Here is a 25,110-nt window from a genome sequence, read left to right on the forward strand (position 1 = left end):
CGCATCGCCGCGGGCCCTCGCCCTCATTGGCACCCGACGTGCAGGCGACGGCGCACGATGCGCGGTCAGCGGCGCACGACGTCCGCGCGGCGGACGCCCACGCGCCTGCGGGCCGGGCCCTGTCCGCTGACCCCGCCGCGATCCCCGTGTCCCCCGTGTCTCCCTTGACTCCCGGAACGCCTATGACTCCCGCGATGCCCGTGCTGTCGGCGAGCGAAGCCCACCTCCTGCGGACCACGGTCCCCGCCCATCCCTCGCGTGCGGCGGGGGTCCGGGGCATGCTCGCCGAGTACCTCACCCATCTGGGGCTTTCGCCCGATCACCTCGACAACGCTGTCCTCGCCGCCGACGAGCTGTTCGTCAACGCGGTCAAGTACGGCAGCCCCGATCCCGGCGGCACGATCACCGTCACCGTCGAGTACACCGAGCGCGAGCTGCGTGTGACGGTCGCCGACCGCTCGCCCGCCCTGCCTCGGCTGCGCACGGCGGACGGCGCCGAGGAGTCGGGACGCGGACTGGCCATCGTCGCCGCGCTGACCGACGACTGGGGGATCGCACAGGCCGACCCGGGCAGCGCAGGGAAGAAGGTGTGGTTCGCGCTGATGCTTCGGGGGATGCCGTGAAGGGTTCCCCGGGGCATCTGGCGGTCGGCGGCGACGCGCGGCCGGGGCATGAGGACGCGCGGCCGATGATCCCGGAACTCGCGGCGGCTCTCGCCGGGGAACTCGTGCGCCGGGCGGACGACGAGCAGCGACTGATGCGGGAGGCGCGGGTGGACCCCATCGCCCAGTGCCGACGCCTGCTCACCGAGTGCCGCGAAGCCAATGCCGAAGCGCTCAGGACGATCGTCCGCCGGCACGGCTGGCCGACCGCCGACGTGGTCGGCGCGCCCGCCTCGACGGCAGCCCTGATGATCCTGCTGCACGCACCGGACCTCGACCTCCAGCTCAGGTGCCGCGACCTGATCGCCCAGGCCGCGGCGGACGGGCGCTGCCCCGCCGTGCACCACGCCTATATCGCCGACCACTGCGCCGTCGAAGAGGGCCGGCCGCAGTTCTACGGCACCCGCGTCAATCCCCTGACCCTCCGCCCGTACCCCATCCGCCGCCCCCAGACCCTCGACGAACGCCGCCGCGACGTCGGCCTCGGCCCGCTCGACGAGCAGATGCGGACACTGCGCGACGGCGGATGAGACGCCGGAGAACGTCATGTGCGGAACGTGATGTGCAGCACGCGCGGAAATGCCGTCGAAGCCGCCCGGGAAAGGTTCTGGCTGGGCACGGCTTGATCGCCGATCAAGCAAAGGGAAATCCCTGGCCACGGCATGTTCCGCTCATTTGACACTTCGTTGAGGGCACAGATAGGAAACAGCTCTCTGAAGTGGAGAGGTGGACTGTGCGCGAGCCGAACGTGGTCGGGGACTGGCAGGAGTACGAGGAGCATGCCGGCCTGCGTGTCCGCGTCCACGGTGTGGAGAAGGCGGAGCCCCCGAGAGGGCGTGACGACGCCGCCGACGGACTCACCTACTTCAGGTTTCGGGTGACCGTGGAAAACCGAACCACTGAGCATTTCGGCATCCATCTCGAAGACGGTCAGATCGATATCCGTATCGGTGCCGACGGCGAGAGCGCGTTCCTCGACTGGCGGAACTCACAGTTCATCGAGGGCTACGACGTCTACCCCCTGCGCCGGGCCACAGCGGTCCTCTACGCCGCCGGTCCCGACGCCGTCCTGCACCGCGCCGACATCCAGATCCAGCTGAAGGTCGACGACGAGTGGACCGAGCGCTACCTCTGGGCGGGCGGCATCGACCTCTACGAGACCTCTGCCGACGCGAGCACACGCTCCGGCACGACCAGGGACAGTCTCGCCTGCCAGGTGACCAACTTCCTTCGGCGGGAAGCGGACTCGTGAACCCCGACCGGGGCGGTGCAGGCCTCGCGGCCCAGGGCTGATCCGAAAGACAGGCCCTAACGTTCCCCGGCGGGGTTCTGCTCCACCCACTGGATGAGGAGCTGTCGCACGTACGGGTTGCCCTCCTGGGCGGCGTGCGCCAGGCGCTCCGCGCTCGCGCGGGCGGCTCGCCAGCCTGCCGGGGTGTCCTCGGCGTACGCGTGGTCGGCGGCGCCCAGTGCGTCGGCCGCCAGATGGCGGAGATCCTCCGCCAGGTCGTCGTCCGCGGCGGCCCGGTACGCCTCCAGGCGCAGGGCGGCCGTGTCCCGGGGAGAGCTGGAAGGCATCGCCAGGGGCTGGGCGTAGCCGCTGACGGCGATGACCACGCAGAAGGTCGCGACGTCCCGGCGGCTTTCCCGCTGTCCCTTCGCGATGGCGGGCGCGAGCCAGGAAGTGGCCTTCCAGTGCGAGACCGACGTGGCCGCGACGAGGGCGACGGCCAGCAGCACGACGGGAATCCAGCCGGCCAGGAACCAGCCGATCGGCCCGAGCACCAGGAAGCAGGCCGCGCTGCTCATCCATATGCGACGGCGACCGAGTCTCAGGTGTCGTGGATCCATGCGGCTCAGTCTCGCAGGGGTGGGCAGGGCACGATGAGGCGGCGGGCTGTTCGCGCGGTCACCACGCTTCTCCGCCCGCCACCATGCCCGTCGCCCCGCCACCGTATGGCCGGATCACTACGCCTTGCGGCCCACTCCTCCGTAGGCGTCGACGGCGACGTCCGTGCTCGATGAACCCCCGGGTTCCGGACGCCACCCCGTGACCTGGGCGATGCCGGGCTCGGCCAGTTCGAGCCCGTCGAAGAAGCCGCCGATCTCCTCGACACTGCGCACGTAGTACGGCACGGCCCCGCTGGAGTTGTACGCCTCCGACGCCGCGATCATGCCCTCGCTGGTGGCGGTGCTGTCACTGATCACCAGGTAACTGCCCGGCGCGAGCCCGTCCATGAGCCGGGACACCAGCGCCCGCGCCTGCTCGTAGTCGGCGACGTGGCCGAGCGTGTTGAGGATCATCAGGGCGACCGGCCGGGAGAGGTCCAGCGTGCCCGCGGCGGCCTTCAGGATGGCGTCGGGGTCGTACAGGTCGGCGTCGAGATACGCGGTCTCGCCCTCGGGCGTACTGGTCAGCAGCGCACGGGCGTGAGCGAGCACCATGGGGTCGTTGTCGACGTAGACGATCCGCGCGTCCGGTGCCAGCCGCTGGGCGACCTCATGGGTGTTGTCGGCGGTCGGAAGTCCGGTCCCGACGTCCAGGAACTGACGGATGCCCTGGTCGACCGCCAGATACCGGACCGCGCGGCCCAGGAAGTGACGGCTGGTGCGCGCCACGTCCACCAGGCCGGGGAAGATCTGCTTGATGTGGTCACCGATCTCGCGGTCGACCTCGTAGTTGTCCTTGCCGCCGACGAAGTAGTTCCAAAAGCGCGCGGAGTGGGGCTTGCTCGTGTCGATCCGGGCGCGTATCTCCGCGGCGGCAACGAGCTGGGGGTCAGGGTCTGACACGGAAGCGCCTCCTGCGCAGCGATGTTCGACGGCCGAACATCAACCTAGACGAACCGGTGCGGCCCCGCCGGGCTCCGCGACCCCAACTCCCCGTCGACGCGCGACTTTTGGCCACGCGTCAGGTGCTGGGCGCGCTGTTCCGGGCCGCTGACTCCGTGGGTCGTCGAGCTGCCCCTCCGCCCGCCCGGCGCTAACGTGGCGGACATGCGCCGAAGAAGCCGCCGGAGGGCCGTAACCCTCGTCGCGGCAGCCGTGCTGGGGCTCATCGCCGGGTGCGGAGGCGACGGAGGAGCTTCCCGCACGCCCACCGCCTCCGCCCCCGGTACCTCCACCGCGTCCGCGGCATCGGCGGCCCACGCGGCGAAGACGATCACGGTGTCCAGTCCGGCCTTCGACGCCGGCGGGACCATCCCGCGCCGCTACACCTGCGACGGCGAGAACGTGTCGCCGCCGCTGAACTTCTCCGGTGTGCCGCGCGACGCCGCCGAGCTGGTGGTCCTGGTCGAGGACCCGGACGCCCCGCGCGGCACCTTCGTGCACTGGGTCGTATGGGGCATCGATCCCCATGAGACGGCGCTCGGTGCGGGTGAGGTGCCGAGCGGGGCCGTGCAGGGCCGTAACGGCTTCGGGAAACGCGGCTACGGCGGGCCCTGCCCGCCCAAGGGCGCTCCTCACCGCTACGTCTTCTCGGTGTTCGCCGCCGACGGGAAACCGACCCTCTCCGCGGGCGCCTCGGCCGACGAGGTGAAGCACGCGCTCGCCGGACATACCACCGGATCCGGCACGCTGGTCGGCCGCTACGGTCGGTGAGCGGCGCGGATCACCGGCTTGGCGTGACGCGCGTCGAACGGCGTCGTCGAATCACGGCGTCGAATGGCCGGAGATGACCCTGGCCGCCCCGGACACGCGTACGTACGATTCGGTCACCCCCGGTCTTCACGGCTCCTTCACATCCGGGGGCGAGACGCGCATGTGTGCTTGTCATGTGCATGCGTAAACGAGCCACGCTTGATCCAACGCACTGGTCTGCGACGGTTCCCCGCTCGCGCGGGGAACCGCACCCCCCATTTCACGGCGGCACACGCCCTGTGCTGCCGCCGGAACACCAACGCAACGGATTGGAGCACCATGGCTGGTGGGCTGCTTCTGGGTGGCGCGATCGCCGCCCTGTTCGCCTCAGCGCTCCCGACTCAGGACCCGTCCTCCGGGTTCGTCGACCCGCCCCCGGACAAGATCGTCATCAAGGTCGCCACGGTGAACGGATCCGGCTGTCCCCAGGGGACCGCCGCTGTCGCGGTCTCCCCGGACAACACGGCCTTCACGGTGACCTACAGCGAGTACCTCGCCCAGGTCGGAGGCAATTCCGACCCCACGGCGTTCCGCAAGAACTGCCAGCTCAACCTGATCGTCCATGTCCCGCAGGGCTTCACGTACGCCATCGCCAGCGCGGACTACCGCGGCTTCGCCGCACTCCAGCGGGGCGCGAGCAGCACCGAGAAGGCCTCGTACTACTTCCAGGGCTCCCCGAACACGGCCGCCATCACCCACCCCTTCAGCGGCCCGTACGACGACAACTGGCAGTCCACCGACACCACCGACTGGGCCCAACTGGTGTGGGCGCCCTGCGGGGTTCAGCGGAACTTCAACATCAACACGGAGCTCCGCGTCAACGCGGGCACCTCCGCTCCCGGCAGCAGCAGCTTCATGACCATGGACTCGACGGACGGTGACATCAGCACCGTCTACCACCTGGCCTGGAAGGAGTGCCCCAGCTCCTGATCCACCCTTCCTGACCTGCGGTTCTCGATCCGCGGTTCCTTGACCGGCTCCTCCGCATCGGAGCCGGTCAAGCTAGGGAAGCAGTTTGTCGAGGGCCGCCGGTCCCTCTTCCTTCAGCTTGCGCTCGGCCCAGGCGAGGTTCGCCGGTGTGATGTCGCGCCCTGCGGCGAGCACCAGGTCCTCGGCGGTCACCTCGCCGTTGGAACCGATGTGCAGCAGCGCGTCGGGGGTCACCGTGTCGTCGGACGGTGCGGGCGAATCGGGTTGGCTGGTTGACATGATCTCTCCCTGTTCCACCTGACCTGTTCTCACGCTACGGGCATTCCGCACACCCCGCGCGACGCGTTGCGCGGGGTGTGCCCCGACGCAGCTCAGGGGGTGGCCCTCGGCACGAGGGCCCCGTTCGGGCGTACAGCGATGTCGGTCGCCGCTCGCGGAGGTGATGGTGGAGGAACTCGCACCCCTGCGACTGATCGGAGCTTGCAATGCGTGTTCGTCTGATGGCCGCCGCCGGGCTGGCCGGAGTGGCCCTTCTGGCCACCGCCGGGACCGCTTCCGCCGCCGACCCCGACCCGGTCGGTGTCGCCGTGGACAGTCCCGGAGTCCTGTCCGGCAACGTCATCCAGATCCCCGTCGATTTCGACGTCAACGTCTGCGGCAACACCGTCAACGTGGTGGGTCTGCTGAACCCGGCGATCGGCAATGTCTGCCTGAACGACTGACGACCGACCATTGACGGCCTGGTCGCGCCGGGCAGGGTTGCCCTGCCCGGCGGACGGCCCGGGAAGTCCGGGACATCCAAACGTCCCGGACTTCCCGGGCGGCCGCGACACTTCCGGGGTCCGAGTTCCAGGGTCCCCGGGACTTCCCGGAGAGCCGCGGCTCACTCGTCTCCCCCGGTGAGCGGTGTGTTCGAGGGAGGGATGATCCGGGCCGTGAGGTCCGGTGCGGCCATGTCCGGGTCGAACGGGAACAATGGGCGGCGGATACGGCGGTGCCCCAGCCGGACCAGGTCCTGGTCGACGCCGCCCGGAGTGAGCGCGAGCTTCCAGCCGACGGACATGTCGAACAGTTCCGGTTCCAGGTAGCCGATCTTGACGAGGACGATGTCCGCGCCGCGCGGGTCGAGCGCCAGAGCGGTGAAGTCGTGCTCGTGGTGGTACGGCTTGCGGAGCCTGGTGATGATCACGTGCACGCTGCCCACGCGCAGTACGACCTCGGTCTCCGCGTCCCGGTCGCCGTGCCGGACCGCGTGCACGACCCCGGTCATGGTGAGCGGCCCGGCATGCCGGTTGTCCACCGCGGCACCGGCCGTGACCGTGACGGCCGCCCCCACGCCCGCCTTCTCCGCGGCCTCCACCGCGTCCGGGCCCGGCACCGAGGCGTAGATGACCGTCGGGCCGGACGTCTCCTTGAACTCCGGCCGGGCCAGCACCCGTTCGAGCCCCCAGGTGACATCGCCCGCGCCGCCCGCTGTCGGGTTGTCGCCGGTGTCGCTGATGAAGTACGGCCGGGCGTCCGAGGCCAGAGCCTCGTCGAGGCACTCGTCCAGTGATCCGGTCGGCGCGACGAACGCGAACGCGCGCCGAGCCTCCCAGAATCCGCGGGCCAGCCGTTCGGCACCTGCGGTGACGGCGGCCTCGGACGGTCCGGTGACGACGACGGCGGCGCGGTTGCGCGGCTCGTCCGCCCACGCGTATCCGACCCAGACCGCCGCGTCGGTGACGCCGTCCGTCGCCTCCACGTCGTCGACCGCCGCGTAGACGCTCCTGGCCGGTTCGATCCGCGTCGAGGTCTGCTCGCCGGCCAGCAGCACGGGCATCGGGATCCAGGCCTTGACCGGCCGGGGCGCACCGGTCGTGAGCAGGTCCACGAGATGGCGCGCGGCCCGCTCCTTGGTCTCCACGTGGTCCTCGTGCGGGGCCGTCCGGTAGCAGGTGATCAGGTCACTCATGTGGGCGAGTTCGCGCGAGACGTTGCCGTGCAGATCCATGGAGGTGGACACGATCACGTCCGGGCCGACGGTCGCGCGGATCCGGGCGAGCAGGACCGCCTCGGCGTCGTCGACGCCCTCCACCGTCATGGCGCCGTGGATGTCGTACCAGAGGCCGTCGAGAGGTGGCATCGCCGCGAGCCGCCGACGAGTTCGTCGGAGAGCCCGGCGAACGCGGCGGCGGTCACCGTGCCGCCGGGCAGTGCCTTGCCGACGAGCGCGCCGCGCCACTCGGCGGCGCCGAGCAGCGGCGTCCCGGGCGCGAGGAACGGATAGCGCGTCAGGACGCCCGCGCCGCGCAGCGGATGGAACGCGGGAGCCTCGGTCCGCGCCGGCGAGAACGTCGACGACTCGATGCCGAGTCCGGCGATGGCGATGCGGGGGCGTGCGACGGCGGTGCGGGATTGCGGCATGGCTCCTCCTTGCGGCATGGCTGCGCGTCTTCTTGGCGCCCGGCTCGGCGACGGTGCCGTCGCGCTCGGCGCGGCGTTCCGCGCGCGTACGGAACTCGGCGCGGTGGCACTGGCGTAGGGGGACCGACCAGGTTGCCCGCTGGACGACGGGATGACGACTGACGTCCATTCATTGGTCTGTACATGACCACTGTGACGGGTCAGACTGTGCGCCGAACAGACACCCCCCACCGAGGAGCAGACCTCATGCGCATGCTCGCACGGCAACGTTGTCACACGGTCCTGGCCGGTCTCGTCACGCTCGCCACGGCCGCCGTCCTCTCCGTCGCCACCACCACGCCCGCCGCGGCCGCCGACACCTGGAACGAGGTGGGCTCGGACCGCGCCGACCCGCTGACCGAGAGCCAGGGGCTGACCTCGGTCGAGGTGCCGGCGGGAAGCGCCAACCGCTACACGGGCATCGGCACGATCCCGTCCAGCGTCAGCAGTCGCGGCTGGAACCATGTCGGTGACCCCGACGCCTCCTACGACGGCTACTACGTCGAGCCGTACCAGGCCGACTCCGGCAGCGCGAAGATGTTCCGGGTGCAGGCGCCCGGCGGCGGCTGGTCGGAGTACGTCCACGCGCTGAGCGCGGGAGAGGCGCTGAACAACTCGTTCGTCACCATCTCGCCCAGCGGTACGTGGATGGTGTCCGGCGAGTACGGCACGATGAGCCGGCTGCTGGTGTTCCCGACTCCTGGCGTGAACCCGAGCACCTCGCCCTCGGCGAACCTCCCGCAGGCGTCCACCGTCAACCTCGACCACGCCGTACGCGACGTACAGGGCTGCGACTTCGTCACCGCGACGCGGCTGCTGTGCTCGTCCGACGACCCGGCGGGCACGCTCTTCGGCATCACCAAGCCGCTGTTGCAGATCGACCTGTCCGGCGAGCCGAACGGCACGGCGGACGTGTCCGGCCATGTCACCGCGCTGCGCCAGCTCCCGCTGCGCAGCTCCTGCTCGGGCACCTTCGAGGCGGAGGGCATCGACTACGACCGGCGCACCGGCACTCTGCGGGTGATCGTCGTGTCGCCCGGCTTCTGTGTCCTGACCGACAGCAAGACCTACCGGTTCACCAAGAGCTGAGCGTAGGCACCGCGGCGCGTGACTCGGAGAGCGACAGGCGCGTAGGCGTCCGACGGGGGTGAGGTCTAAGGTCGGAAGCAGAACCAGAGATACGGGGAGGCGGCCGACAATGGTGCAGGACGATGCCGTGATCGGCTGTACCGGGGAGCTCCTCATCGGCACGCGGGGAAGCGCCGGTCCAGGCGAGATCCTCGTGCGGGTCAGAGGCGGATCCGAGACCTTCCTTGCCTGGTCGCAGGAGCCCCTGCCCATGGGGGCGACCGTGCTCGTGGTCGAATCCCGCGGATGTCGTGAGGTCGACGTCATCCGCTGGGTCGACCCGTTGGACGCGTTGGACGGCGATCCCGTCGACGCCGGTTAAGGAGAATCAGGATGTTCGGTTACCGCGTTCCCGCCCCCGATGAGGCGATGCTGATATCGGGAGGCAGGCGGGGACTGGGGGGCGCGCCGTTCCGAGTGGTGACGGGGCACGGAAAGTTCGTGCTGCCCGTCTTCCGTAAGACCCGCTTTCTCACCCTGTCGATGTGCGAGGCCGAGGTCACCGAGACCTGTGTGACCAGGCAGGGCATCGCGCTGCACGTCCGCGCCGTGATCGCGTTCAAGGTCGGCAACGACCACGAGAGCATCATCAACGCCGGTCAGCGCTTCCTCTCCGACCAGGACCAGATGTCGGTGCTGACCGGCCGGATCTTCGCCGGTCATCTGCGCGCCATCATCGGCTCGATGACCGTCGAGGAGATCGTCACCGAGCGGCAGAAGCTCGCCGCGGAGGTTCTGGACACCTCGAAGGTCGAGATGGCGAAGATCGGCCTGATCGTGGACTCGCTGCAGATCCAGTCGATCGACGACGGCGACGTCGGCTACATCGAGGCCATGTCCGCACCGCACAAGGCGGCCATCCAGCGGCAGGCCCAGATCGCGCAGGCCCAGGCCACCCAGGCCTCGGTCGAGGCGGAGCAGGTGGCCGCGCGCAACCAGGCCGAGTACGCCCGGCAGACCGCGGTCGTGAAGGCGGAGTACTCGGCCGAGGTGGACCGCGCCCAGGCGCAGGCCGCCCAGGCCGGACCGCTGGCGCAGGCCCACGCCCAGCAGGAGGTGCTCGCCGCGCAGACCGAACTCGCCCAGCGTGCGGCCGAGTTGCGCCAGCAGCAGCTGGTGGGCGAGATCGTGAAGCCCGCCGAGGCCGAGGCGGAGCGGATCAAGGTGCTCGCCATCGCCGAGGCGGAACGCATGAAGATCCAGGCCGAGGCCGCGGCGTCGCACGACCGCGTCGCACTCGACCGGATGCTGATCGAGCAGCTTCCGCAGATCGTGAAGGAAGCGGCGGGCGGACTCGCCGGAGCCAACGTCAACGTCCTGAACGGCGCGGACGGCCTCGGTGAGATCGCGGCCGGGCTGGTCGCCCAGGGCCTGACGATCCTGGACTCGGTCCGGCAGAACCTGAGCGGCCAGAACTCCGACGGCCGCCCCGAGAAGGCCGGCGGTCTGCTCGAACTGCCGGGGTACCTGAGTGGGCCGGAGAAGGACACGGACGGGGACGAGCCGAAGGACGACCGCGCCGGCGAGTGAACCCTGCGGTGCGCGGTCCGGTGGTCCGCCGGAAGGTTCCGGCGGGCGGCCGGACCGCGCACCCGGTGGCCCGCATTCCGCAACACATGTCACTGCTGTGTCACGGCCCCTCGGGGCACCACAACTCCCTTGGCACGTCTCGTGTCGAACTGGGCGCAGGTGAAAGCAACTTGCGAGGACACCCAGGACGGAGTGGTCTGCGACGAGTGACCGTGCCGCGGCGGCGTGAAGACGCCCCACGAATGATCCGCGCCGCGCAGGCGTGAAGTCGGCCGCCGTCCCTCCCGGACGGCGGCCGCACTCGTCTCACCGCACACCGCAGCGGCGGAACGCGACCGTCGGTTCGCCACCGCTGTGGTCCGGCTCCGCTCCCGAGAACCCTTCGACACCCCTGTGTCCCGCCCGGTTCATCAGTGTCAACTGTCTTACACTCGGCGAACATTGATCGCTTCATCCGGTCCGCCCCAGGAGGAGCGCATGCCCCGCACACCGTCGCGACGTACCGCACTGCACGGCCTCGCCGCCGCCGGCGCCGCGGTGATCGGGTTCGACCCCTTCACCCGCAGCTGGGCGGCCACCGCGTCCGACCGTCCGCTCACCGGCCTTCCGCCGCTGGACGGGACCCTGCACACCGACGCGGCAGCGCTCGACGCCGCCGCCGACGACTTCGGTCACATCGTTCACCGGCGTCCGGCCGCGGTCCTGCGACCCGGTTCCGTCCACGACATCGCCGCGATGATCCGCTTCTGCGCCGCGCACGGGCTGCGGGTCGCCCCCCGAGGCCAGGGCCACGCCACTCAAGGCCAGGCACAGGTCGACGGCGGCCTGATCATCGAGACCGCACCGCTCGCGGCCATCGGCCCCGTCGACGCACGGAGTGCGACGGTCACGGTCGGGGCGGGTGCCAAGTGGAGCGACGTCGCCAAGGCCACCCTGGCTCACGGCCTCACACCGCCCACGCTCACCGACTATCTCGAACTCTCCGTCGGCGGCACCCTGTCGGTCGGCGGTCTCGGCGGCCAGACCCACCGGCACGGTGCCCAGGTCGACAACGTCACGGAACTGCACGTCGTCACCGGCGCGGGCGAGTTCGTCCGCTGCTCCCCGACGCGCCACCGTGACCTGTTCCGCGCCGTACTCGCCGGACTCGGCCAGTGCGCGGTCATCGTCGGCGCCACCCTGCGCCTGGTCCCCGCGCCCGAGACCGTACGCCACTACCTCCTCCCGTACGACGACCTGCGGATGTTCCTCGACGACCAGCGACTGCTGGTGCGGGAAGGCCGCTTCGCCTACGTCGAGGGACAAGTCACCGCCGACACCGATGGAGCCTTCCGCGGCTACCTCCTCGAAGCCGTCGCCTACGGCCCGCCCGTCGGTCCCACCCCCGACGACAGCACACTGCTGCGCGGACTGCGCCACGACCCGTCCGGTGTGCAGACGTCCGACCTCGCGTACTACGACTTCCTCGACCGGCTCGCCCCCGGCGTCGCCGCCCTGAAGGAAGCGGGCCTCTGGGCGTACGCCCATCCCTGGCTCAACCTGCTGCTGCCCGGCCGCTCCGCGGTCTCCGTCGCCGGATCCCTGCTGGACGACCTCACCTCGGCCGACCTCGGCCCGGGCGTCGTCCTCCTCTACCCACTGCTGCGCGAACGGCTCCACACGCCGCTGCTGCGCACCCCCGACGACCCCGTGCCCTACCTGCTGGCAGTCCTGCGCACCACCCCGCCCGACGACACCGCGACCATCGACCGTCTCCTGGCCGCCAACCGCACCGCCTACGACACCGTCCACGCGGCCGGCGGCACCCACTACCCGGTCGGTTCCGTCCCCTTCGGCCCGTCGGACTGGCGCGACCACTTCGGTTCCAGCTGGCGCCAACTGGCCACCGCCAGACACACCTACGACCCGCACGGCATCCTGGTACCGGGACAGGGCATTTTCTGACGGCGCTCCGATCCTGCCCCGCCGTCTACCAGCGCTGCGGTTCGCTGCCCACGATCGGCACCGACGGCTTGCCGTCCACCCCTTCCGGGACCTCGCCGGCGAGCATCACGCGGTGCATGACCCGGGGGTGGTCGACATGCGCCGTGTCACTGGGCGCCAGATGGACCGTGGCCCGGTTGTCCCAGAAGGCCACACTGCCCGGCTCCCACCGGAACCGGACCGTGTACTCGGGCCGCGTCGCCTGTTCCAGCAGCATCTCCAGGAGCGCCCGGCTCTCCATCCGGGACACCCCCAGGATCTGCTCGATGTAGTAGCCGTTGACGAACAGCACCCGCTCACCCGTCTCCGGGTGCACCCGCACCAGCGGATGCTCGGAGGCGACCTGATGGTCCAGCAGATGCCGTACGTACGCGTCGTCACCGGGCCGCGCCTGGTACCCGACCCCCAGCCGGTGCTCCGCGCGCAGCCCGTCGACGAAGTCCCGTACGGGCTGGGAGAGTCCCGCGTAGGCGACCGCCAGATTGGACCAGGTCGTGTCACCGCCGTACGGCGGCACGGTCTCGGCACGCAGGATCGTGGCGGCCGGCGGATCCACTCGGGCGCCGTGGTCGCAGTGCCACCCGCGCAGCAGCGAATGGCGGCGCCGGCGCAGCCACTCCTCGTGGTCCATGCCGTACCGTCCGCCGAGCTCCAGCCGGTCGGCCGTCGTCTCGACCTCGGGGAAGTCCCGGGGCGAGGCACTGCCCCGTGACCTCAGCCGGATCGGTTCGCCGAACCGCCGTGCGAACGCGACATGCGAGGTGTGGTCCAGCTTCTGTTCGCGGAAGAACACCACTTTCCAGCGGAGCACCGCCTCCCGGATCCGGGCAACGACCTCGTCGTTCAATTCCTCGGCCAGGTCGACTCCCGTGATCTCGGCGCCGATATGGCCGGCGACCGGCTTCACTTCGAGACGGGTGACCTGGTCTGTCATGTGGGCTCCGTTGATCGTGCGGCCGGCTCGTCGGGGTCCAGCATGACCGTTGGGTCCGCCTCAGGACAGGGCGCATCGCGGCGGGTGACGCGGATCTTCGACTGGCCGTGCGGCAGTTCCTCCCAGTCGGCCATGAAGCGCGTCGTCAGATCATGCTTCTCGGCCAGGGCGACGAGCGTCTCGGTGCGGTAGTAGAAGTCCTCCCGCAGGACGTGGTGCTCCTTGCCCTCGGTGCGGTCGAAGGTGAAGTCGAACCAGCCGCCGGGTGCCAGCACCCGGCCGACGTTGGCCAGACACTCCTCGATGACGGGCAGCGGGGAATGGGAGAAGACGCTGTGCGCGTGCACCACGTCGAAGTGGGCGTCGGGCAGGAAGCGCAGGGTCAGATCGTTGACCGGGGTGAGCGTGGGGAGCCGTTTCTGCAACCCCATGCGGACCATCGTGTCCTGGGCGGCGACGAGGATGTCGGGGGAGATGTCGATGCCGTAGTAGTGCCCCGGTTCCAGGTGCCGGATGAACCTCCAGCCCGCCCGCAGGTTGCCGCACCCGATCTCCAGCATCCGGTGTTCAGGGCGCAGACCGTGGCCGACCAGGTAGTCGAACTGCATGGCCCCCAGCGCCAGCCACCGCTCATGCGTATGGCTGCCGACCGCCGCGTCCGGGTCGGCACGGGTGTCGGACCGCATCACCGCGCGGTAGTACGCGATGTGGTCCGGCCGGCGGTGACGAAGCCACGCGTCCCGAGTGGCGCGGACCAGATGGCGGGGCACCCGCTCGGGATGACGCAGCGCGTAGGCGACGCGGTGCCCGAGGGCGGCCCGGTTGACGGTGACGTTCTTGGCAGGCACGCGGATCAGCCCTCCTCGTTCGGCGCGGGCGCCGCGGCCGGGCCGCCGCGCCTCGCGGGTCTCGCCCCCAGCCTCGGCGCACGAGCGGGGGCCCGACGCGGCCGACCGGCCTCGATGCGGAGGCGGTTCGGGGGACGCCGATGTCAACCGATCGGATGATGCGCCGTCGCGCCGGGGACGCTGGACTGTCGAACGAGAGAGGCCGGTTTGGGCGAGCGAGGGGGCCGTCGGTGCGACAGGGTGATCGGTCACGCGGGGGCGTGCGCCCTGTGACGGCGGCGATCGGGCAGGGGGCGGCGCTGGACGGCGAGCGGTGTGAGCGGGATGGGTGCGCTCGGGCGGAGGGGCAGCTGGGCCATCGGGAGGGGCGCGATCGAGAGGGGCGCGACCGGGTGGAGGGTGATCTGGACGATCGCGACGCGCGCGACCAGCCGGAGGGCGAGCCGGGCGATCCGGATCGGCGCGACGGGGTCGAGGGCCAGTTGGACGATCCCGACGGGCGGTGGCTGGCGCTCGTCATGCACGCCGCGTTCTTCCTGCTGCTCGGTTCCTCGCTCGCCCGCTTCCTGACCCGCGATCAGAGCGGCCCGCGCACCGCCTGGGTGATGGCGCTGTTCGCCCTCTTCTGGCTGCTCTACGTCCTCGGACGGTGGTGGGCCCCCGCGCCGCGCCCGGGTGGCCGGCCCACCGCACGGCACCTGGCCTGGCTGGGATCGGTCTCGGCCGCCTGGATCGCCCTGCTCGCCCTGGCACCGAGCGCCACCTGGTGTGCCATGCCGCTGCTGTTCGCCGGACTGCACACGCTGCCCGCGCGGATCGCGGTGCCCGTGGTGGCCGGGCTCACCGCCCTGGTCGTCGCCTCCGAGATACGGGTGTCGCACGGCACGCTCAACCCCAACATGGTGGTGGCCCCTCCGGCCATCGCCGCGGTCGCCACGGCCGTACTGGTCCATCTGCAACGGCAGGCTGCCCGACAGCGCGTCCTCATCGACGACTTGGTCCGCACCCGACGGGACCTGGCCGCCACCGAGCGGCGCGCGGGCATCCTCGCGGAGCGACAGCGGCTGTCCACGGAGATCCACGACACACTCGCCCAAAGCCTGTCCAGCCAGCAGATGTTGCTCCAGGCCGCCGACCGTATGTGGCAGGCGGACTCCGAAGCGGCCCGCGGACACATGAGGGACGCGGCCGAGATCACCTCCCGCAGTCTCGTCGAGGCGCGCCGGTTCGTGCACGACCTGGCCCCGGCCGACCTCGCCGAGCGTTCGCTGGCCGAGGCGTTGAGCGCGCTCGCCGACCGGGAGAGCGGTACGGGGCTGACCGTGGCCTTCCGGCTCGACGGCACTCCGGGCCCGTTGCCGGAGCGGGTCGAGGCGGCGTTGCTGCGCGTCGCGCAGGGCGCGCTGGCCAATGTGCGCGAGCACGCCGCGGCGACACGGGCCGCGCTGACCCTGACGTGTCTGGACGACCAGATCTCGCTGGACATCGCCGACAACGGCCGCGGCTTCGACCCGGCCGCGCTGGCGGCCCCCGCAGCGGACCGGTCGCGTGGACACGGGCTGCCGGCCATGCACATCCGGGCCCGACAGTCGGGCGGCACACTCACCGTGGAATCCACGCCGGGCGAGGGCACCGTGGTCTCGGCGGCGATTCCCCTCGCGCCCCTCGCCCCCAACACCCCGACGGAGAACGGCCCGTGAGCCCCCAGGAATCCCCCGCGCCGATCCGGCTGCTGCTGTGCGACGACCATGCCATGGTGCGTGCCGGGCTGCGCGCGCTGCTGGCCAGTACCGAGGGTATCGAGGTGGTCGGCGAGGCGGGCAGCGGAGAGGAGGCTCTCGCCGTGGCCGCCCGCGTCCGGCCCGACGTCGTCCTGATGGACCTTCAGCTCGGCGGCGGCATGGACGGCGTGACGGCCACCCGGCACCTGTCGTCGGGCGACGGCGACGAACCCGGCGTGCGGGGACCCCGCGTGCTGGTGCTCACGATGTTCGACACCGACGCCGACATCTCCCGGGCCATCGAGGCCGGCGCCACCGGTTATCTGCTCAAGGCCGAGCGCCCGGAAGAGCTCTTCGCGGCGATCCACAGCGCGGCATCCGGCCGGACCGCCCTGTCGGCCCCGGTCGCCGACCGGGTGCTGGCCCAGCTGCGCAGCCCACGTCCCGCCCTGTCCGACCGCGAGCGCGACATCCTTGAGCAGCTGGCGCGCGGCCTGGGCAACCGGGAGATCGCCCGGGCCCTGTTCATCAGCGAGGCCACGGTCAAGACCCACCTGGGCCGGATCTACGCCAAGCTCGGGGTGGACACCCGAGCGGGCGCGGTGTCCGTCGCCAAGGAGCAGCGACTCCTGCCGTGATCACGAACTTCCGTGCGGTGTAGGCGATCTGACGCGCAATCACCTCAATCCCCTGTGAGATGACCACGATCCCTGCGCGGTGACCGGTAGTCGTTCGCACGGGATGTGCGGCGCTCGCACCGGGTACGTGCCGCCTTGCGGACATGCCCGGTCGCGCGCCCTGCCCGAGGCCGCGAGAGCCGCCGAAAATGAGGCGCAGTGAACGGGTCCCGCCCGCCATCCGCAATGGGGCGGGGCCTGTTCACGTGGGCATGCCCTTGGGCCGTCGGCGATTCAGCTCTCGTGCTCGCGCAGGGCGGCGAGAGCGCGGTCGGCATGTGCGCTCATCCGGATTTCGCTGCGGACCACTTCCAGGATCGTGCGGTCCTGTGCGATGACGAAGGTGACCCGCTTGGTGGGGGCCAAGGAGAAGCCGCGCTTCGCCCCGAACCGCTCACGGACGGTCCCGTCGGTGTCGGACAGCAGCGGGAATCCGAGCGTGTGGCGCCCGGCGAACTCCTGCTGCCGGTCGACGGAATCGCCGCTGATCCCCACCGGCCGCGCGCCGGCGGCGGCGAACTCGGCGGCCAGATCACGGAAGTGGCAGGCTTCGGCGGTGCAGCCGGCGGTGAGGGCGGCGGGATAGAAGAACAGCACGACCGGCCCGTCGCCGAGCAGTTCGGACAGACTCCGGCTCGCCCCGGTCTCGTCCGGCAGGGCGAAGTCCTCGACCGTGTCACCCACGTTCACGCGAGACGTCATGACCGTCCCTCCCCACTCCGGGCGACACCACGGGCCCACAGCACGAGCGGCACCTGCAGCGGGAGCCGGGCGAGAGCCGCAGCCTTGAGGGGCGCGGGACGGTTGCGCCAGTCCACGGCCATCTTGACGTTGGCAGGGAACACGCCGACGAAGAAGGCGGCGGTGGCGAGCCCGGCGACCCGCCGTGTACGGGGCAGCGCCACCCCGGCCGCCAGCGCCAGCTCGGCGGCACCGCTCGCGTAGGTCCAGGTCCGCGGCGTACCCGGCAGGGCCCGCGGGATGGTCGCGTCGTACTGCCGTGGTGCGACGAAGTGGGTGACGCCCGCGGCGGCCAATAGGCCGGCGAGCAACAAGGGCGAGCGTTCCGACCGTGGCACGGTTCCTCCTCTGGGGGCCTGTCGCGCGATATTACTGGACGGTAAGTGTCAATGGGGCGGGTGGGCATGTCGATTGCCTGGTTCTGGAGGATCGAGGACCCGTGCGGAGCGCCGACGGCTCAGGCCGGCGGGGGAGCGGCGGTGGTGCCGCGCGTGACAAGGTGCGGCTCGACGACGATCTCCTGCCCCGGCGCGCCGGACCCCGCTTCGCCTTCCAGCCGTGCCACGGCCCGGCCGACCGCCAACTGCGCGAGGCGCGAGATGTCCTGGCCGACGGTCGTGAGGTCGACATGGCTGAGCCGGGCCAGGCGGCTGTCGTCGAAGCCGACGACGGAGATCCGGCCGGGGACGGGTACGCCGGCGCGCAGAAAGGTGTCGAGGACGCCGGTGGCGCACCGGTCGTTGAAGGCGAGGACGGCGGTGGAGGCGAGGCCGGCGTCGAGGAGGTCGCGGGCCGCCGCGGCGCCGTCCTCCTCGGTCAGTCCGCCGGGCAGGACCTGGACGCGGTCGGCGAGGCCATGGCGGTTCATGGCCGTGCGGTAGCCGCGGCGCCGGTCGGCGGCGCCGGGCGCCCGGCCGCCGTCGATGTGGGCGATGTCGCGGTGACCGAGGGCCACGAGGTGGTCGACGGCCTGGCGGGCGCCCTCGTCGTCGGCGGTCCGTACGACATCCACGCCCGCGGCGGGTGGACGCAGCCGCCGGGCCACGGACACGACCGGCAGCTGCGCCGCGAGTTCCGCCAGCCGTGCGGCGGGGGCCTGCGGACCGAGCAGGATCAGGGCCTCGCAGCGGTCGCCGAGCAGCGCCTCCACGGCCTGCCGCTCGCTGCGGCTGGGGGCGACGGCACTGAGGGCGATCTGATAGCCGACGGGCTCGGCGGCGGCGTACAGGAACTCCACCAGGTCGGTGTGGAACGGCTGTTGGAGTCCGAACTGCACCCCGAGCAGGCGTGAGCGGCTGCTGCGCAGCAGGCGCGCCCGGGAGTCGGGTCGGTAGCCGATCTCCTTCGCCGCCCGGAGCACCCGCTCGCGGGTGGCGGCTCCGGCACCCTTGGCCCCGCGCATCACCACCGAGACCAGGGCGACGGACACGCCCGCCCGCGCCGCGACATCGGCGAGGGTCGGCCGTTTTCCGCTCGGGACCGCGGGAGTGGGTGGCACGGAGGCCCTTCCTGGTCGAAGTGGTCTTCCCGTCGAGGATCGTAGACCAGACGCGAACACCCTGGTCGGTACAACTGCAACGTTCTAGCTCTGGGCCTTCGCGGAGCCTTGACAAGCCGCTCGGAGGCTGGCGTACTGCTGCTCCGGGACTAGAACGTTCTAGAAGCCCGGACGTCGGAAAGCGGGTGATGGGCGATGTACACGTTGGCGGTCTGCGCCGAGATGGTCTTCCGGGAGCTGCCGGTCGAGGACCGGGCGCGGCGTATCCACGACGCCGGCTTCCAGGTCGAGATCTGGGACTGGACCCGGCACGACCTGACCGCACTGGAGCGGAGCGGGGCGGTCTTCTCCTCGATGACGGGCTACCTGAGCGGCAGTCTGACCGACGAGGACGGAGCGGCCGAACTGCTGCGCACCGCCGAGGAGTCGGTCAAGGCGGCCGAGCGGCTGCGCTGCCCCCGGCTGAACTTGCACGGCACCGGCCTGGACTCCGAGGGGCTCCCGGTGACCGCCGTCACCGGCGACGCCACCGGCCCGATGTGGATCGCCGCCCACCGTACGCTCACCCGCATCGCCGAACTGGGGGAGAGCGCCGGGGTGGTCTTCACCCTGGAGAACCTCAACACCGCTGTCGACCACCCCGGAGTGCCCTTCGCCAAGGCCGCCGACACCCTGGCCCTCGTCGAGGCCGTGGGCCGCCCCGGACTGCGGATGAACCTCGACCTCTACCACGCGCAGATCGGCGAGGGGAACCTGATCGAGCTGCTGCGCCGCGCCCACGGCCGGGGTCTGATCGGCGAGATCCAGGTGGCCGACGTACCCGGCCGCTGCGAGCCGGGAACCGGGGAGATCAACTACCCGGCCGTCGCGCGCGCCCTCGCGGACCTCGGCTACGACGGCACGGTCGCCATGGAGGCGTGGGCCTCGGACGACAGCGACCTCGCCCTGGAGCGCTTCCGCTCCGCGTTCACGCTCTGACAACGGCCCTTCCCGCACTCGCTCACTGACAACGGCCCTTCCCGCGCTCGCTCACCGACGAAGACCTCCCACGCACCCCCTCACTCAGGTACGGAGAACTCGCATGGCCACGCAGCAACCGCTCGCCGTCGGTCTCATAGGCGCCGGACGGATGGGCTCCTTCCACGCCGAGACCCTCGCCCACCGTCTGCCCGGCGTCCGTCTCGCCGCCGTCGCCGACCCCGCCCCGGGCGCCGCGGAGCGCCTCGCCGCCCCGCTCGGCTGTGCCATGGCGTACACCGACATCGGTGACCTGCTGGCCGACCCGAAGGTCGACGCGGTGGTGATCGCCACGCCTGCGCGTACCCACGCCGACCTGGTGGAGGCGGCGGCACGGGCGGGCAAGGCGGTCTACTGCGAGAAGCCCATGGCGGTCGCTCTCGCCGAGGCCGACCGCGCCATCGCCGCCGCCCGTGCGGCCGGCGTGGCCCTCCAGGTGGGCTTCAACCGGCGTTACGACCCGGGCTTCCGCGCCGCTCACGACAAGGTCGCCGCCGGCGCGGTGGGCACCCCCCAGCTGCTCCGTTCTCTCACCCGTGACCCGAGGCTGGCGGACCCGGCACGCATTCCGCCGTGGACGATCTTCCTGGAGACCTTGATCCACGACTTCGACACCCTGCGCTTCCTCAACCCCGGCGCGGAGCCTGTCGAGGTCTTCGCGTGGGCCGACGCGCTCGTCCGCCCCGACTTCAAGGACCACGGGCTGCTCGACACCGCCGTCGTCACGATCCGCTTCGACAACGGCGCGCTCGCCACCGCCGAGGCCAACTTCCAGGCCGTGTACGGCTATGACGTCCGCGGCGAGGTGTTCGGCTCGGCGGGCATGCTCACCATGGGCGACCTCCGCCGCACCCCTCTGACCTCCTACGACTCGGACGGCATCACAGCCGAATCCGTCCGGTACGACCAGGACCTCTTCCACGGTGCCTACGTGGCCGAACTCGCCGACTTCACCGAGTGCGTCCGCACCGGCCGGGCCCCCGCCGTCACCGGCGAGGACGCCCGCGCCGCCCTGTCCATCGCCCTCGCCGCCATCCAGTCGGTGACCACCGGTGGACCCGTCCGCATCGACGAACTCAAGGACCGCTGACACCGGGGACACCGGGCTCTCGGCCAGGACCAGGGCCGGGTACGACGCTGCCGCCGCGCCGGCCTCTCGTGCCCGGCCCCTGGGCTGCCGCCCGGCCTTCCGCTTGCCCCCTCTTGACTCTCCCTTTCCTGAAATACCTCTGACACAGAGCTATTCTCGAAGAGTGGAGTCAGAGAGTTTCCCCGAGGCGCTGGCCGACACCCTGGCCGGAGTGCAGCGGCTGATCCGGCGGCGGCTGCGCCGCGGCATGACCGCCCCGCGGCTGCGTGGCGCCGAGGTCGAGCTGCTGCGCCTGGTCGTGGCCCGCCCGGGCATCGGCGTGTCGGAAGCCGCCAAGGAGCTCTACCTGGCGGGCAATTCGGTCTCGACGCTGGTCAACCAACTGGTGCGGGACGGCTATCTGATCCGCGAGACGGACCCGGCCGACCGGCGGGCCGCGCGACTGCTGCCCACACCGGCCGCCGACGCACGGCTGCGCGACTGGCGCGCGCGGCGCGCGGCACTCGTACGCCGCCAGGTGACCCGTCTCGACGAGGCGGACCGCGCGGCCCTGGAGGCGGCCCTTCCGGCCCTGCGCAAGCTGGCGGCGAACCTGCACGAGGAGGCCGAGGAGACATGACGCGGAACACGACCGGAGGGGGAGACCCCGCCCGGCGGGGGAGCCCGGACGCCGAGGGGACCGGCGCCGCCGAGGGGCATGCCCAGGCGATCGACAGCGGTACGGATGCCGCCGACGGGCCGGCCGCGCCGGCGAGCAGTGGCCCGGATCCGGCCGGCCCCCGGACCGCAGCGGCGGACGCCGGGACGGACGCCGTCACCTGTGCCGGGCTCGCGTACGCCTTCGGTGAGACCACCGCGGTCGACGGGCTCGAGCTCTCCGTCCGCGACGGCGAGGTGTTCGGACTGCTCGGGCCCAACGGCGCGGGCAAGACCACGGCGATCCGCTGCATCACCACGCTGCTGCCCGTCCCCGCCGGCATGGTCCGGGTCTTCGGGCACGACGCCACACGCGAACGCATGGCGGTACGCCGCCTGTTGGGTTACGTACCGCAGCAGCTCTCCGCCGACTCCGGGCTCACCGGCCGGGAGAACGTGGCCCTGTTCGCCCGCGTCTTCGATGTCTCCCGCCGGGAGCGCGCGGCGCGCGTCGGCCAGGCGCTCGCGGCGGTCGACCTGACCAACGCCGCCGACCGGCTCGCCAAGACGTACTCCGGAGGCATGGTCCGCCGCCTCGAACTCGCCCAGGCACTGGTGAGCGCGCCCCGGCTGCTGATCCTCGACGAGCCGACCATCGGCCTCGACCCGATCGCCCGGACGAGCGTGTGGGAGCACATCAACGCCGTGCGCGCGGCCACCGGTATGACCGTCCTGGTGACGACCCACTACATGGACGAGGCCGATCAGTACTGCGACCGGGTCGCGCTGATGCACCGGGGCCGCGTCCGCGCGCTCGGTACCCCCGACGAGCTGAGGACCGGCCTCGGTGAGCGGCGCGGCACCACGAAGAACGGTGAACTGCCCACGCTGGAAGACGTCTTCCGCGACATCGCCGGCAGCGGCCTCGACGACCAGTCAGGAGACTTCAGCGATGTCCGAAGCACCCGCCGTACCGCGTCCCGTGTCGGCTGACCGCGTCCACCCGGCCGGTCTCGACCTGCTCCTGGTCCCGCCCCGGGCCCGCACCGGCTGGAAGGTGCTGCCCGCCAGGGTCGGCGCGATGTGCGCGGTCGAACTGCAGAAGCTGCGCCACGACCGCACCGAGCTGTACACCCGGGCCGTCCAGCCGGCGCTCTGGCTGCTGATCTTCGGCGAGACCTTCACCCGGATCAAGGCCATACCCACCGGCGGCATCCCCTACCTCGACTACCTCGCGCCCGGCATCATCGCCCAGTCCGCGATGTTCATCGCCATCTTCTACGGCATCATGATCATCTGGGAGCGGGACGCCGGGATCCTCACCAAGCTCCTCGTCACACCGACCCCGCGCTCGGCGCTCATCACCGGCAAGGCCTTCGCCGCCGGGGTGAAGGCGCTGATCCAGGCGGTCGTGGTCGTCGTCATCGCCGCGCTGCTCGGGGTGGCGATGACCTGGAATCCGCTGCGGCTGCTCGGCGTCGCGGTGGCCGTCGTCCTCGGCTCGGCCTTCTTCTCCTGCCTCTCGATGACCATCGCCGGCATCGTGCTCACCCGCGACCGCCTGATGGGCATCGGCCAGGCCATCACCATGCCGCTGTTCTTCGGCTCCAACGCCCTCTATCCGGTGGCCGTCATGCCGGGCTGGCTCCAGACCGTCAGCAAGTTCAACCCCCTCAGCTACCAGGTGGACGCGCTGCGCGGCCTGCTGCTCGGCACACCCGCCCATCTGGCCCTCGACTACGGGGTTCTTGTCCTGGCCGCGGCCCTCGGCATCCTGTCCGCCTCGTCCTTGCTCGGCCGCCTGGCCCGCTGAGCTCGGCCCGTCCCATCGCCTTCCCACCGGGGCCCTTTGATCGATTGGTGGGGTCGGGAGCTCAGGCTTAACGTCGATGTAGTGAACGTCTGCGTTCACTGCTGACCCGAGACACTGGGCCCTCCCATGACGGCCGCTCACCCGACACCTGCCGCACCTGCCGAGTCCCCGGAGCGGGGCCGAGGCAGTCGTATCGCGCTCCTCGTCATCGCCTCGTGCCAGCTGATGGTGGTCCTCGACATCACCATCGTGAACATCGCGCTGCCGCACATCCAGACCTCGCTCGGCTTCTCGACCGAGAACCTGTCCTGGGTGATCAACGCCTACACGCTGACCTTCGGTGGTCTGCTGCTGCTCGGCGGACGTTCCGGCGACATCCTCGGCCGGCGCAGGGTCTTCATGTTGGGCGTCCTGCTCTTCGTGTTGGCCTCGCTGCTCGGCGGACTCGCCCAGGAGGACTGGCAGTTGCTCGCGGCGCGCTCACTGCAGGGTGTCGGCGGCGCGATCGCTTCCCCCACCGCGCTGTCGCTGATCACCACCACCTTCCGCGAAGGACCCGAGCGGAACAGGGCGTTCGGCGTGTTCGCCGCCGTTTCCGCCGGAGGCAGTGCGATCGGGCTCCTCGCGGGCGGTGTTCTCGTGGAGTGGCTCGACTGGCGCTGGGTGTTCTTCGTCAATGTCCCGATCGGCCTGTTGATCGTACTTGCCACACCCCGCCACATCCGGGAGTCCGAGCGCCACCCGGGCCACTTCGACCTCCTCGGCGCCATCACCTCCACGCTGGGCATGGTGCTGCTCGTCTACGGCTTCATCCGGGCCTCGGAGGACGGCTGGAGTGACAGCGTCACCCTCGCGGCCTTCGGGGCGGCTCTGGTGTTCCTAGTCGTGTTCATCACCGTCGAGCGCCGGTCGAGGCAGCCCATCACTCCCCTGTGGATGTTTCGCGACCGTAACCGCGCCGGCGTCTACGGGATGATGCTGAGCCTGGCCGCGGCGATCTTCGGGATGTTCTTCTTCCTGACGCTCTTCGTGCAGAACATCCTGGGCTTCAGCCCCTTGGAGGCCGGCCTCGCCTTCCTGCCGGTGAGCGCAATCGTCGCGATCGGCGCGGGATTCACCTCGAACCTCCTGCCCAAGTGGGGGCCCAAACCCTTCATGGTGGTGGGCGCGATCCTGGCTGCCGTGGGGCTCGCCTGGCTGACCATGACCGATGTTCACAGCACCTATCTGGGCAGCATTCTTGGCCCCATCCTGGTCTTCGGCCTTGGCATGGGCCTGCAGTTCGTGTCGCTGACGCTGATGGCGGTCTCGGGCGTGGCGTCGAAGGAGGCGGGAGCCGCCTCCGGAATCCTCAACGCCACCCAGCAGGTCGGAGGGTCGCTCGGCCTGTCCGTGCTGGTGACGGTCTTCGGTACGGCCAGCCGCAACGAGGCCACGGATCAGGTCGGCACGTTCCTGGCGGAGGCGACCCCTGCGCAGCAGCTGCAGTTCCGCAGAACGGGTCAGCTTCCGGCGCCCTGGAGCGACCAGGTGTTGACGTCCGGCATCTCGGGCGCGTTCGTCATGGCCGCCGTCTTCGCCCTCCTCGGCGCGCTGATCGCTCTGCTTGTCATCCAGGTGCGCCCTTCCGACCTGGAGCGGCTCCGCGGCGGCGGCGCCCTTCCGATCGCACCGGCCGAGGAGGCCACGGACGACGCGAGCGGGACGACGCACTCGGCGCCCGCGGCGGAGGAGGACGTACGCAGAGGTCCCTCGCCACCCGGCTGAGCGCCGACGCCTCCAGCGCGCCCGTACCAGCCGGTCCCCGGTGGTGCC

The 25,110-nt window shown here is 71.1% G+C and carries 27 protein-coding genes and 1 pseudogene; 18 read left to right on the top strand and 10 right to left on the bottom strand.

The window, feature by feature from the left end:
* The first annotated feature begins 194 nt into the window (after positions 1-194).
* From OIC96_RS45365 to OIC96_RS45375, 3 genes are all read left to right on the top strand, one after another.
* Complete coding sequence (locus OIC96_RS45365) at positions 195-623, top strand: ATP-binding protein (protein ID WP_330302206.1); 429 nt, start codon at positions 195-197, stop codon at positions 621-623.
* The gene (locus OIC96_RS45370; RefSeq protein WP_406501261.1) at positions 620-1,192 is read left to right on the top strand and encodes a DUF6624 domain-containing protein; all 573 of its coding nucleotides are present in this window, start codon (positions 620-622) and stop codon (positions 1,190-1,192) included. The genes OIC96_RS45365 and OIC96_RS45370 overlap by 4 nt, the downstream gene beginning before the upstream one ends.
* Before the next feature lie 203 nt (positions 1,193-1,395).
* Complete coding sequence (locus OIC96_RS45375) at positions 1,396-1,914, top strand: hypothetical protein (protein WP_330302205.1); 519 nt, start codon at positions 1,396-1,398, stop codon at positions 1,912-1,914.
* A gap of 56 nt (positions 1,915-1,970) precedes the next feature.
* Here the strand turns inward: OIC96_RS45375 and OIC96_RS45380 are convergent, their stop codons facing one another.
* Positions 1,971-2,513: a hypothetical protein gene (locus OIC96_RS45380; RefSeq protein ID WP_330302204.1), complete on the bottom strand. Its 543-nt coding sequence runs from the start codon at positions 2,511-2,513 to the stop codon at positions 1,971-1,973.
* 117 nt (positions 2,514-2,630) lie between these two features.
* Positions 2,631-3,455 carry an SAM-dependent methyltransferase gene (locus OIC96_RS45385; protein ID WP_330302203.1) on the bottom strand — a complete coding sequence of 275 codons (825 nt, stop codon included), beginning with the start codon at positions 3,453-3,455 and terminating at the stop codon, positions 2,631-2,633.
* Between the two features lie 204 nt (positions 3,456-3,659).
* Between OIC96_RS45385 and OIC96_RS45390 the strand changes: the two genes are divergently transcribed.
* Both OIC96_RS45390 and OIC96_RS45395 read left to right on the top strand, forming a co-directional pair.
* Complete coding sequence (locus OIC96_RS45390; protein WP_330302202.1) at positions 3,660-4,265, top strand: YbhB/YbcL family Raf kinase inhibitor-like protein; 606 nt, start codon at positions 3,660-3,662, stop codon at positions 4,263-4,265.
* 318 nt (positions 4,266-4,583) lie between these two features.
* Positions 4,584-5,234 (top strand): DUF4360 domain-containing protein, encoded by a 651-nt coding sequence (locus tag OIC96_RS45395; RefSeq protein WP_330302201.1) that lies wholly within the window; start codon positions 4,584-4,586, stop codon positions 5,232-5,234.
* Between the two features lie 72 nt (positions 5,235-5,306).
* Here the strand turns inward: OIC96_RS45395 and OIC96_RS45400 are convergent, their stop codons facing one another.
* Positions 5,307-5,513 (bottom strand): hypothetical protein, encoded by a 207-nt coding sequence (locus OIC96_RS45400; protein ID WP_330302200.1) that lies wholly within the window; start codon positions 5,511-5,513, stop codon positions 5,307-5,309.
* Between the two features lie 206 nt (positions 5,514-5,719).
* Here OIC96_RS45400 and OIC96_RS45405 point away from each other — a divergent pair, with 206 nt between their 5' ends.
* Positions 5,720-5,956 carry a chaplin gene (locus OIC96_RS45405; RefSeq protein ID WP_330302199.1) on the top strand — a complete coding sequence of 79 codons (237 nt, stop codon included), beginning with the start codon at positions 5,720-5,722 and terminating at the stop codon, positions 5,954-5,956.
* A 161-nt stretch (positions 5,957-6,117) separates the two neighbouring features.
* Here OIC96_RS45405 and OIC96_RS45410 read toward each other — a convergent pair.
* Positions 6,118-7,640, bottom strand: a pseudogene (locus OIC96_RS45410) (M81 family metallopeptidase).
* Between the two features lie 246 nt (positions 7,641-7,886).
* Between OIC96_RS45410 and OIC96_RS45415 the strand changes: the two are divergent.
* The 4 genes from OIC96_RS45415 (at position 7,887) to OIC96_RS45430 (ending at position 12,281) form a co-directional block, all read left to right on the top strand.
* Positions 7,887-8,768 (top strand): hypothetical protein, encoded by an 882-nt coding sequence (locus tag OIC96_RS45415; protein WP_330302198.1) that lies wholly within the window; start codon positions 7,887-7,889, stop codon positions 8,766-8,768.
* A gap of 109 nt (positions 8,769-8,877) precedes the next feature.
* Positions 8,878-9,129, top strand: a complete 252-nt coding sequence (locus OIC96_RS45420) for a hypothetical protein (protein WP_327426208.1) — start codon at positions 8,878-8,880, stop codon at positions 9,127-9,129.
* Between the two features lie 11 nt (positions 9,130-9,140).
* Positions 9,141-10,337 carry an SPFH domain-containing protein gene (locus OIC96_RS45425; RefSeq protein WP_330302197.1) on the top strand — a complete coding sequence of 399 codons (1,197 nt, stop codon included), beginning with the start codon at positions 9,141-9,143 and terminating at the stop codon, positions 10,335-10,337.
* 477 nt (positions 10,338-10,814) lie between these two features.
* The gene (locus OIC96_RS45430; protein ID WP_330302196.1) at positions 10,815-12,281 is read left to right on the top strand and encodes an FAD-binding protein; all 1,467 of its coding nucleotides are present in this window, start codon (positions 10,815-10,817) and stop codon (positions 12,279-12,281) included.
* Between the two features lie 25 nt (positions 12,282-12,306).
* On the opposite strand, the gene OIC96_RS45435 is transcribed toward OIC96_RS45430, so the two are convergent.
* The 3 genes from OIC96_RS45435 to OIC96_RS45445 all read right to left on the bottom strand — a co-directional run bounded on the left by OIC96_RS45435 (position 12,307) and on the right by OIC96_RS45445 (position 14,626).
* A complete protein-coding gene (locus OIC96_RS45435) occupies positions 12,307-13,254 on the bottom strand; it encodes a TauD/TfdA dioxygenase family protein (protein WP_330302195.1) in 948 nt (315 codons plus the stop codon).
* Positions 13,251-14,102: a class I SAM-dependent methyltransferase gene (locus OIC96_RS45440; protein WP_330302194.1), complete on the bottom strand. Its 852-nt coding sequence runs from the start codon at positions 14,100-14,102 to the stop codon at positions 13,251-13,253. Before OIC96_RS45440 ends, OIC96_RS45435 begins: the two co-directional genes overlap by 4 nt.
* 248 nt (positions 14,103-14,350) lie before the next feature.
* On the bottom strand, positions 14,351-14,626 hold the full coding sequence (locus OIC96_RS45445) for a hypothetical protein (protein WP_330302193.1): 276 nt from the start codon (positions 14,624-14,626) through the stop codon (positions 14,351-14,353).
* Between OIC96_RS45445 and OIC96_RS45450 the strand changes: the two genes are divergently transcribed.
* Both OIC96_RS45450 and OIC96_RS45455 read left to right on the top strand, forming a co-directional pair.
* Positions 14,621-15,802: a sensor histidine kinase gene (locus OIC96_RS45450; protein WP_330302192.1), complete on the top strand. Its 1,182-nt coding sequence runs from the start codon at positions 14,621-14,623 to the stop codon at positions 15,800-15,802. The genes OIC96_RS45445 and OIC96_RS45450 overlap by 6 nt on opposite strands.
* Positions 15,799-16,461: a response regulator transcription factor gene (locus tag OIC96_RS45455; protein WP_330302191.1), complete on the top strand. Its 663-nt coding sequence runs from the start codon at positions 15,799-15,801 to the stop codon at positions 16,459-16,461. Before OIC96_RS45450 ends, OIC96_RS45455 begins: the two co-directional genes overlap by 4 nt.
* Before the next feature lie 273 nt (positions 16,462-16,734).
* Here OIC96_RS45455 and OIC96_RS45460 read toward each other — a convergent pair whose 3' ends face one another.
* The 3 genes from OIC96_RS45460 to OIC96_RS45470 form a co-directional block, all read right to left on the bottom strand.
* Positions 16,735-17,202, bottom strand: coding sequence for a peroxiredoxin (locus OIC96_RS45460; protein WP_330302190.1), 468 nt, complete (start codon positions 17,200-17,202; stop codon positions 16,735-16,737).
* Positions 17,199-17,579, bottom strand: a complete 381-nt coding sequence (locus tag OIC96_RS45465) for a DoxX family protein (RefSeq protein WP_330302189.1) — start codon at positions 17,577-17,579, stop codon at positions 17,199-17,201. The genes OIC96_RS45460 and OIC96_RS45465 overlap by 4 nt, the downstream gene beginning before the upstream one ends.
* A 119-nt stretch (positions 17,580-17,698) precedes the next feature.
* Entirely contained in the window at positions 17,699-18,739 is a 1,041-nt protein-coding gene (locus OIC96_RS45470) for a LacI family DNA-binding transcriptional regulator (RefSeq protein ID WP_330302188.1), read from the bottom strand.
* 195 nt (positions 18,740-18,934) lie between these two features.
* Between OIC96_RS45470 and OIC96_RS45475 the strand changes: the two genes are divergently transcribed.
* The 6 genes from OIC96_RS45475 to OIC96_RS45500 all read left to right on the top strand — a co-directional run bounded on the left by OIC96_RS45475 (position 18,935) and on the right by OIC96_RS45500 (position 25,062).
* Positions 18,935-19,717, top strand: coding sequence for a TIM barrel protein (locus OIC96_RS45475; RefSeq protein WP_330302187.1), 783 nt, complete (start codon positions 18,935-18,937; stop codon positions 19,715-19,717).
* Positions 19,718-19,820: 103 nt separating this feature from the next.
* A complete protein-coding gene (locus OIC96_RS45480; RefSeq protein WP_330302186.1) occupies positions 19,821-20,846 on the top strand; it encodes a Gfo/Idh/MocA family oxidoreductase in 1,026 nt (341 codons plus the stop codon).
* A 163-nt stretch (positions 20,847-21,009) separates the two neighbouring features.
* Positions 21,010-21,465 (top strand): MarR family winged helix-turn-helix transcriptional regulator, encoded by a 456-nt coding sequence (locus tag OIC96_RS45485; protein WP_330302185.1) that lies wholly within the window; start codon positions 21,010-21,012, stop codon positions 21,463-21,465.
* The gene (locus OIC96_RS45490) at positions 21,462-22,475 is read left to right on the top strand and encodes an ATP-binding cassette domain-containing protein (protein WP_330302184.1); all 1,014 of its coding nucleotides are present in this window, start codon (positions 21,462-21,464) and stop codon (positions 22,473-22,475) included. Before OIC96_RS45485 ends, OIC96_RS45490 begins: the two co-directional genes overlap by 4 nt.
* Positions 22,435-23,295, top strand: a complete 861-nt coding sequence (locus OIC96_RS45495; RefSeq protein WP_330302183.1) for an ABC transporter permease — start codon at positions 22,435-22,437, stop codon at positions 23,293-23,295. Before OIC96_RS45490 ends, OIC96_RS45495 begins: the two co-directional genes overlap by 41 nt.
* Positions 23,296-23,421: 126 nt before the next feature.
* A complete protein-coding gene (locus OIC96_RS45500; RefSeq protein WP_330302182.1) occupies positions 23,422-25,062 on the top strand; it encodes an MFS transporter in 1,641 nt (546 codons plus the stop codon).
* Positions 25,063-25,110 lie beyond the last annotated feature (48 nt).

The organism is Streptomyces sp. NBC_00775 (assembly GCF_036347135.1).
GTDB classification, from domain to species: Bacteria; Actinomycetota; Actinomycetes; order Streptomycetales; family Streptomycetaceae; genus Streptomyces; species Streptomyces lutosisoli.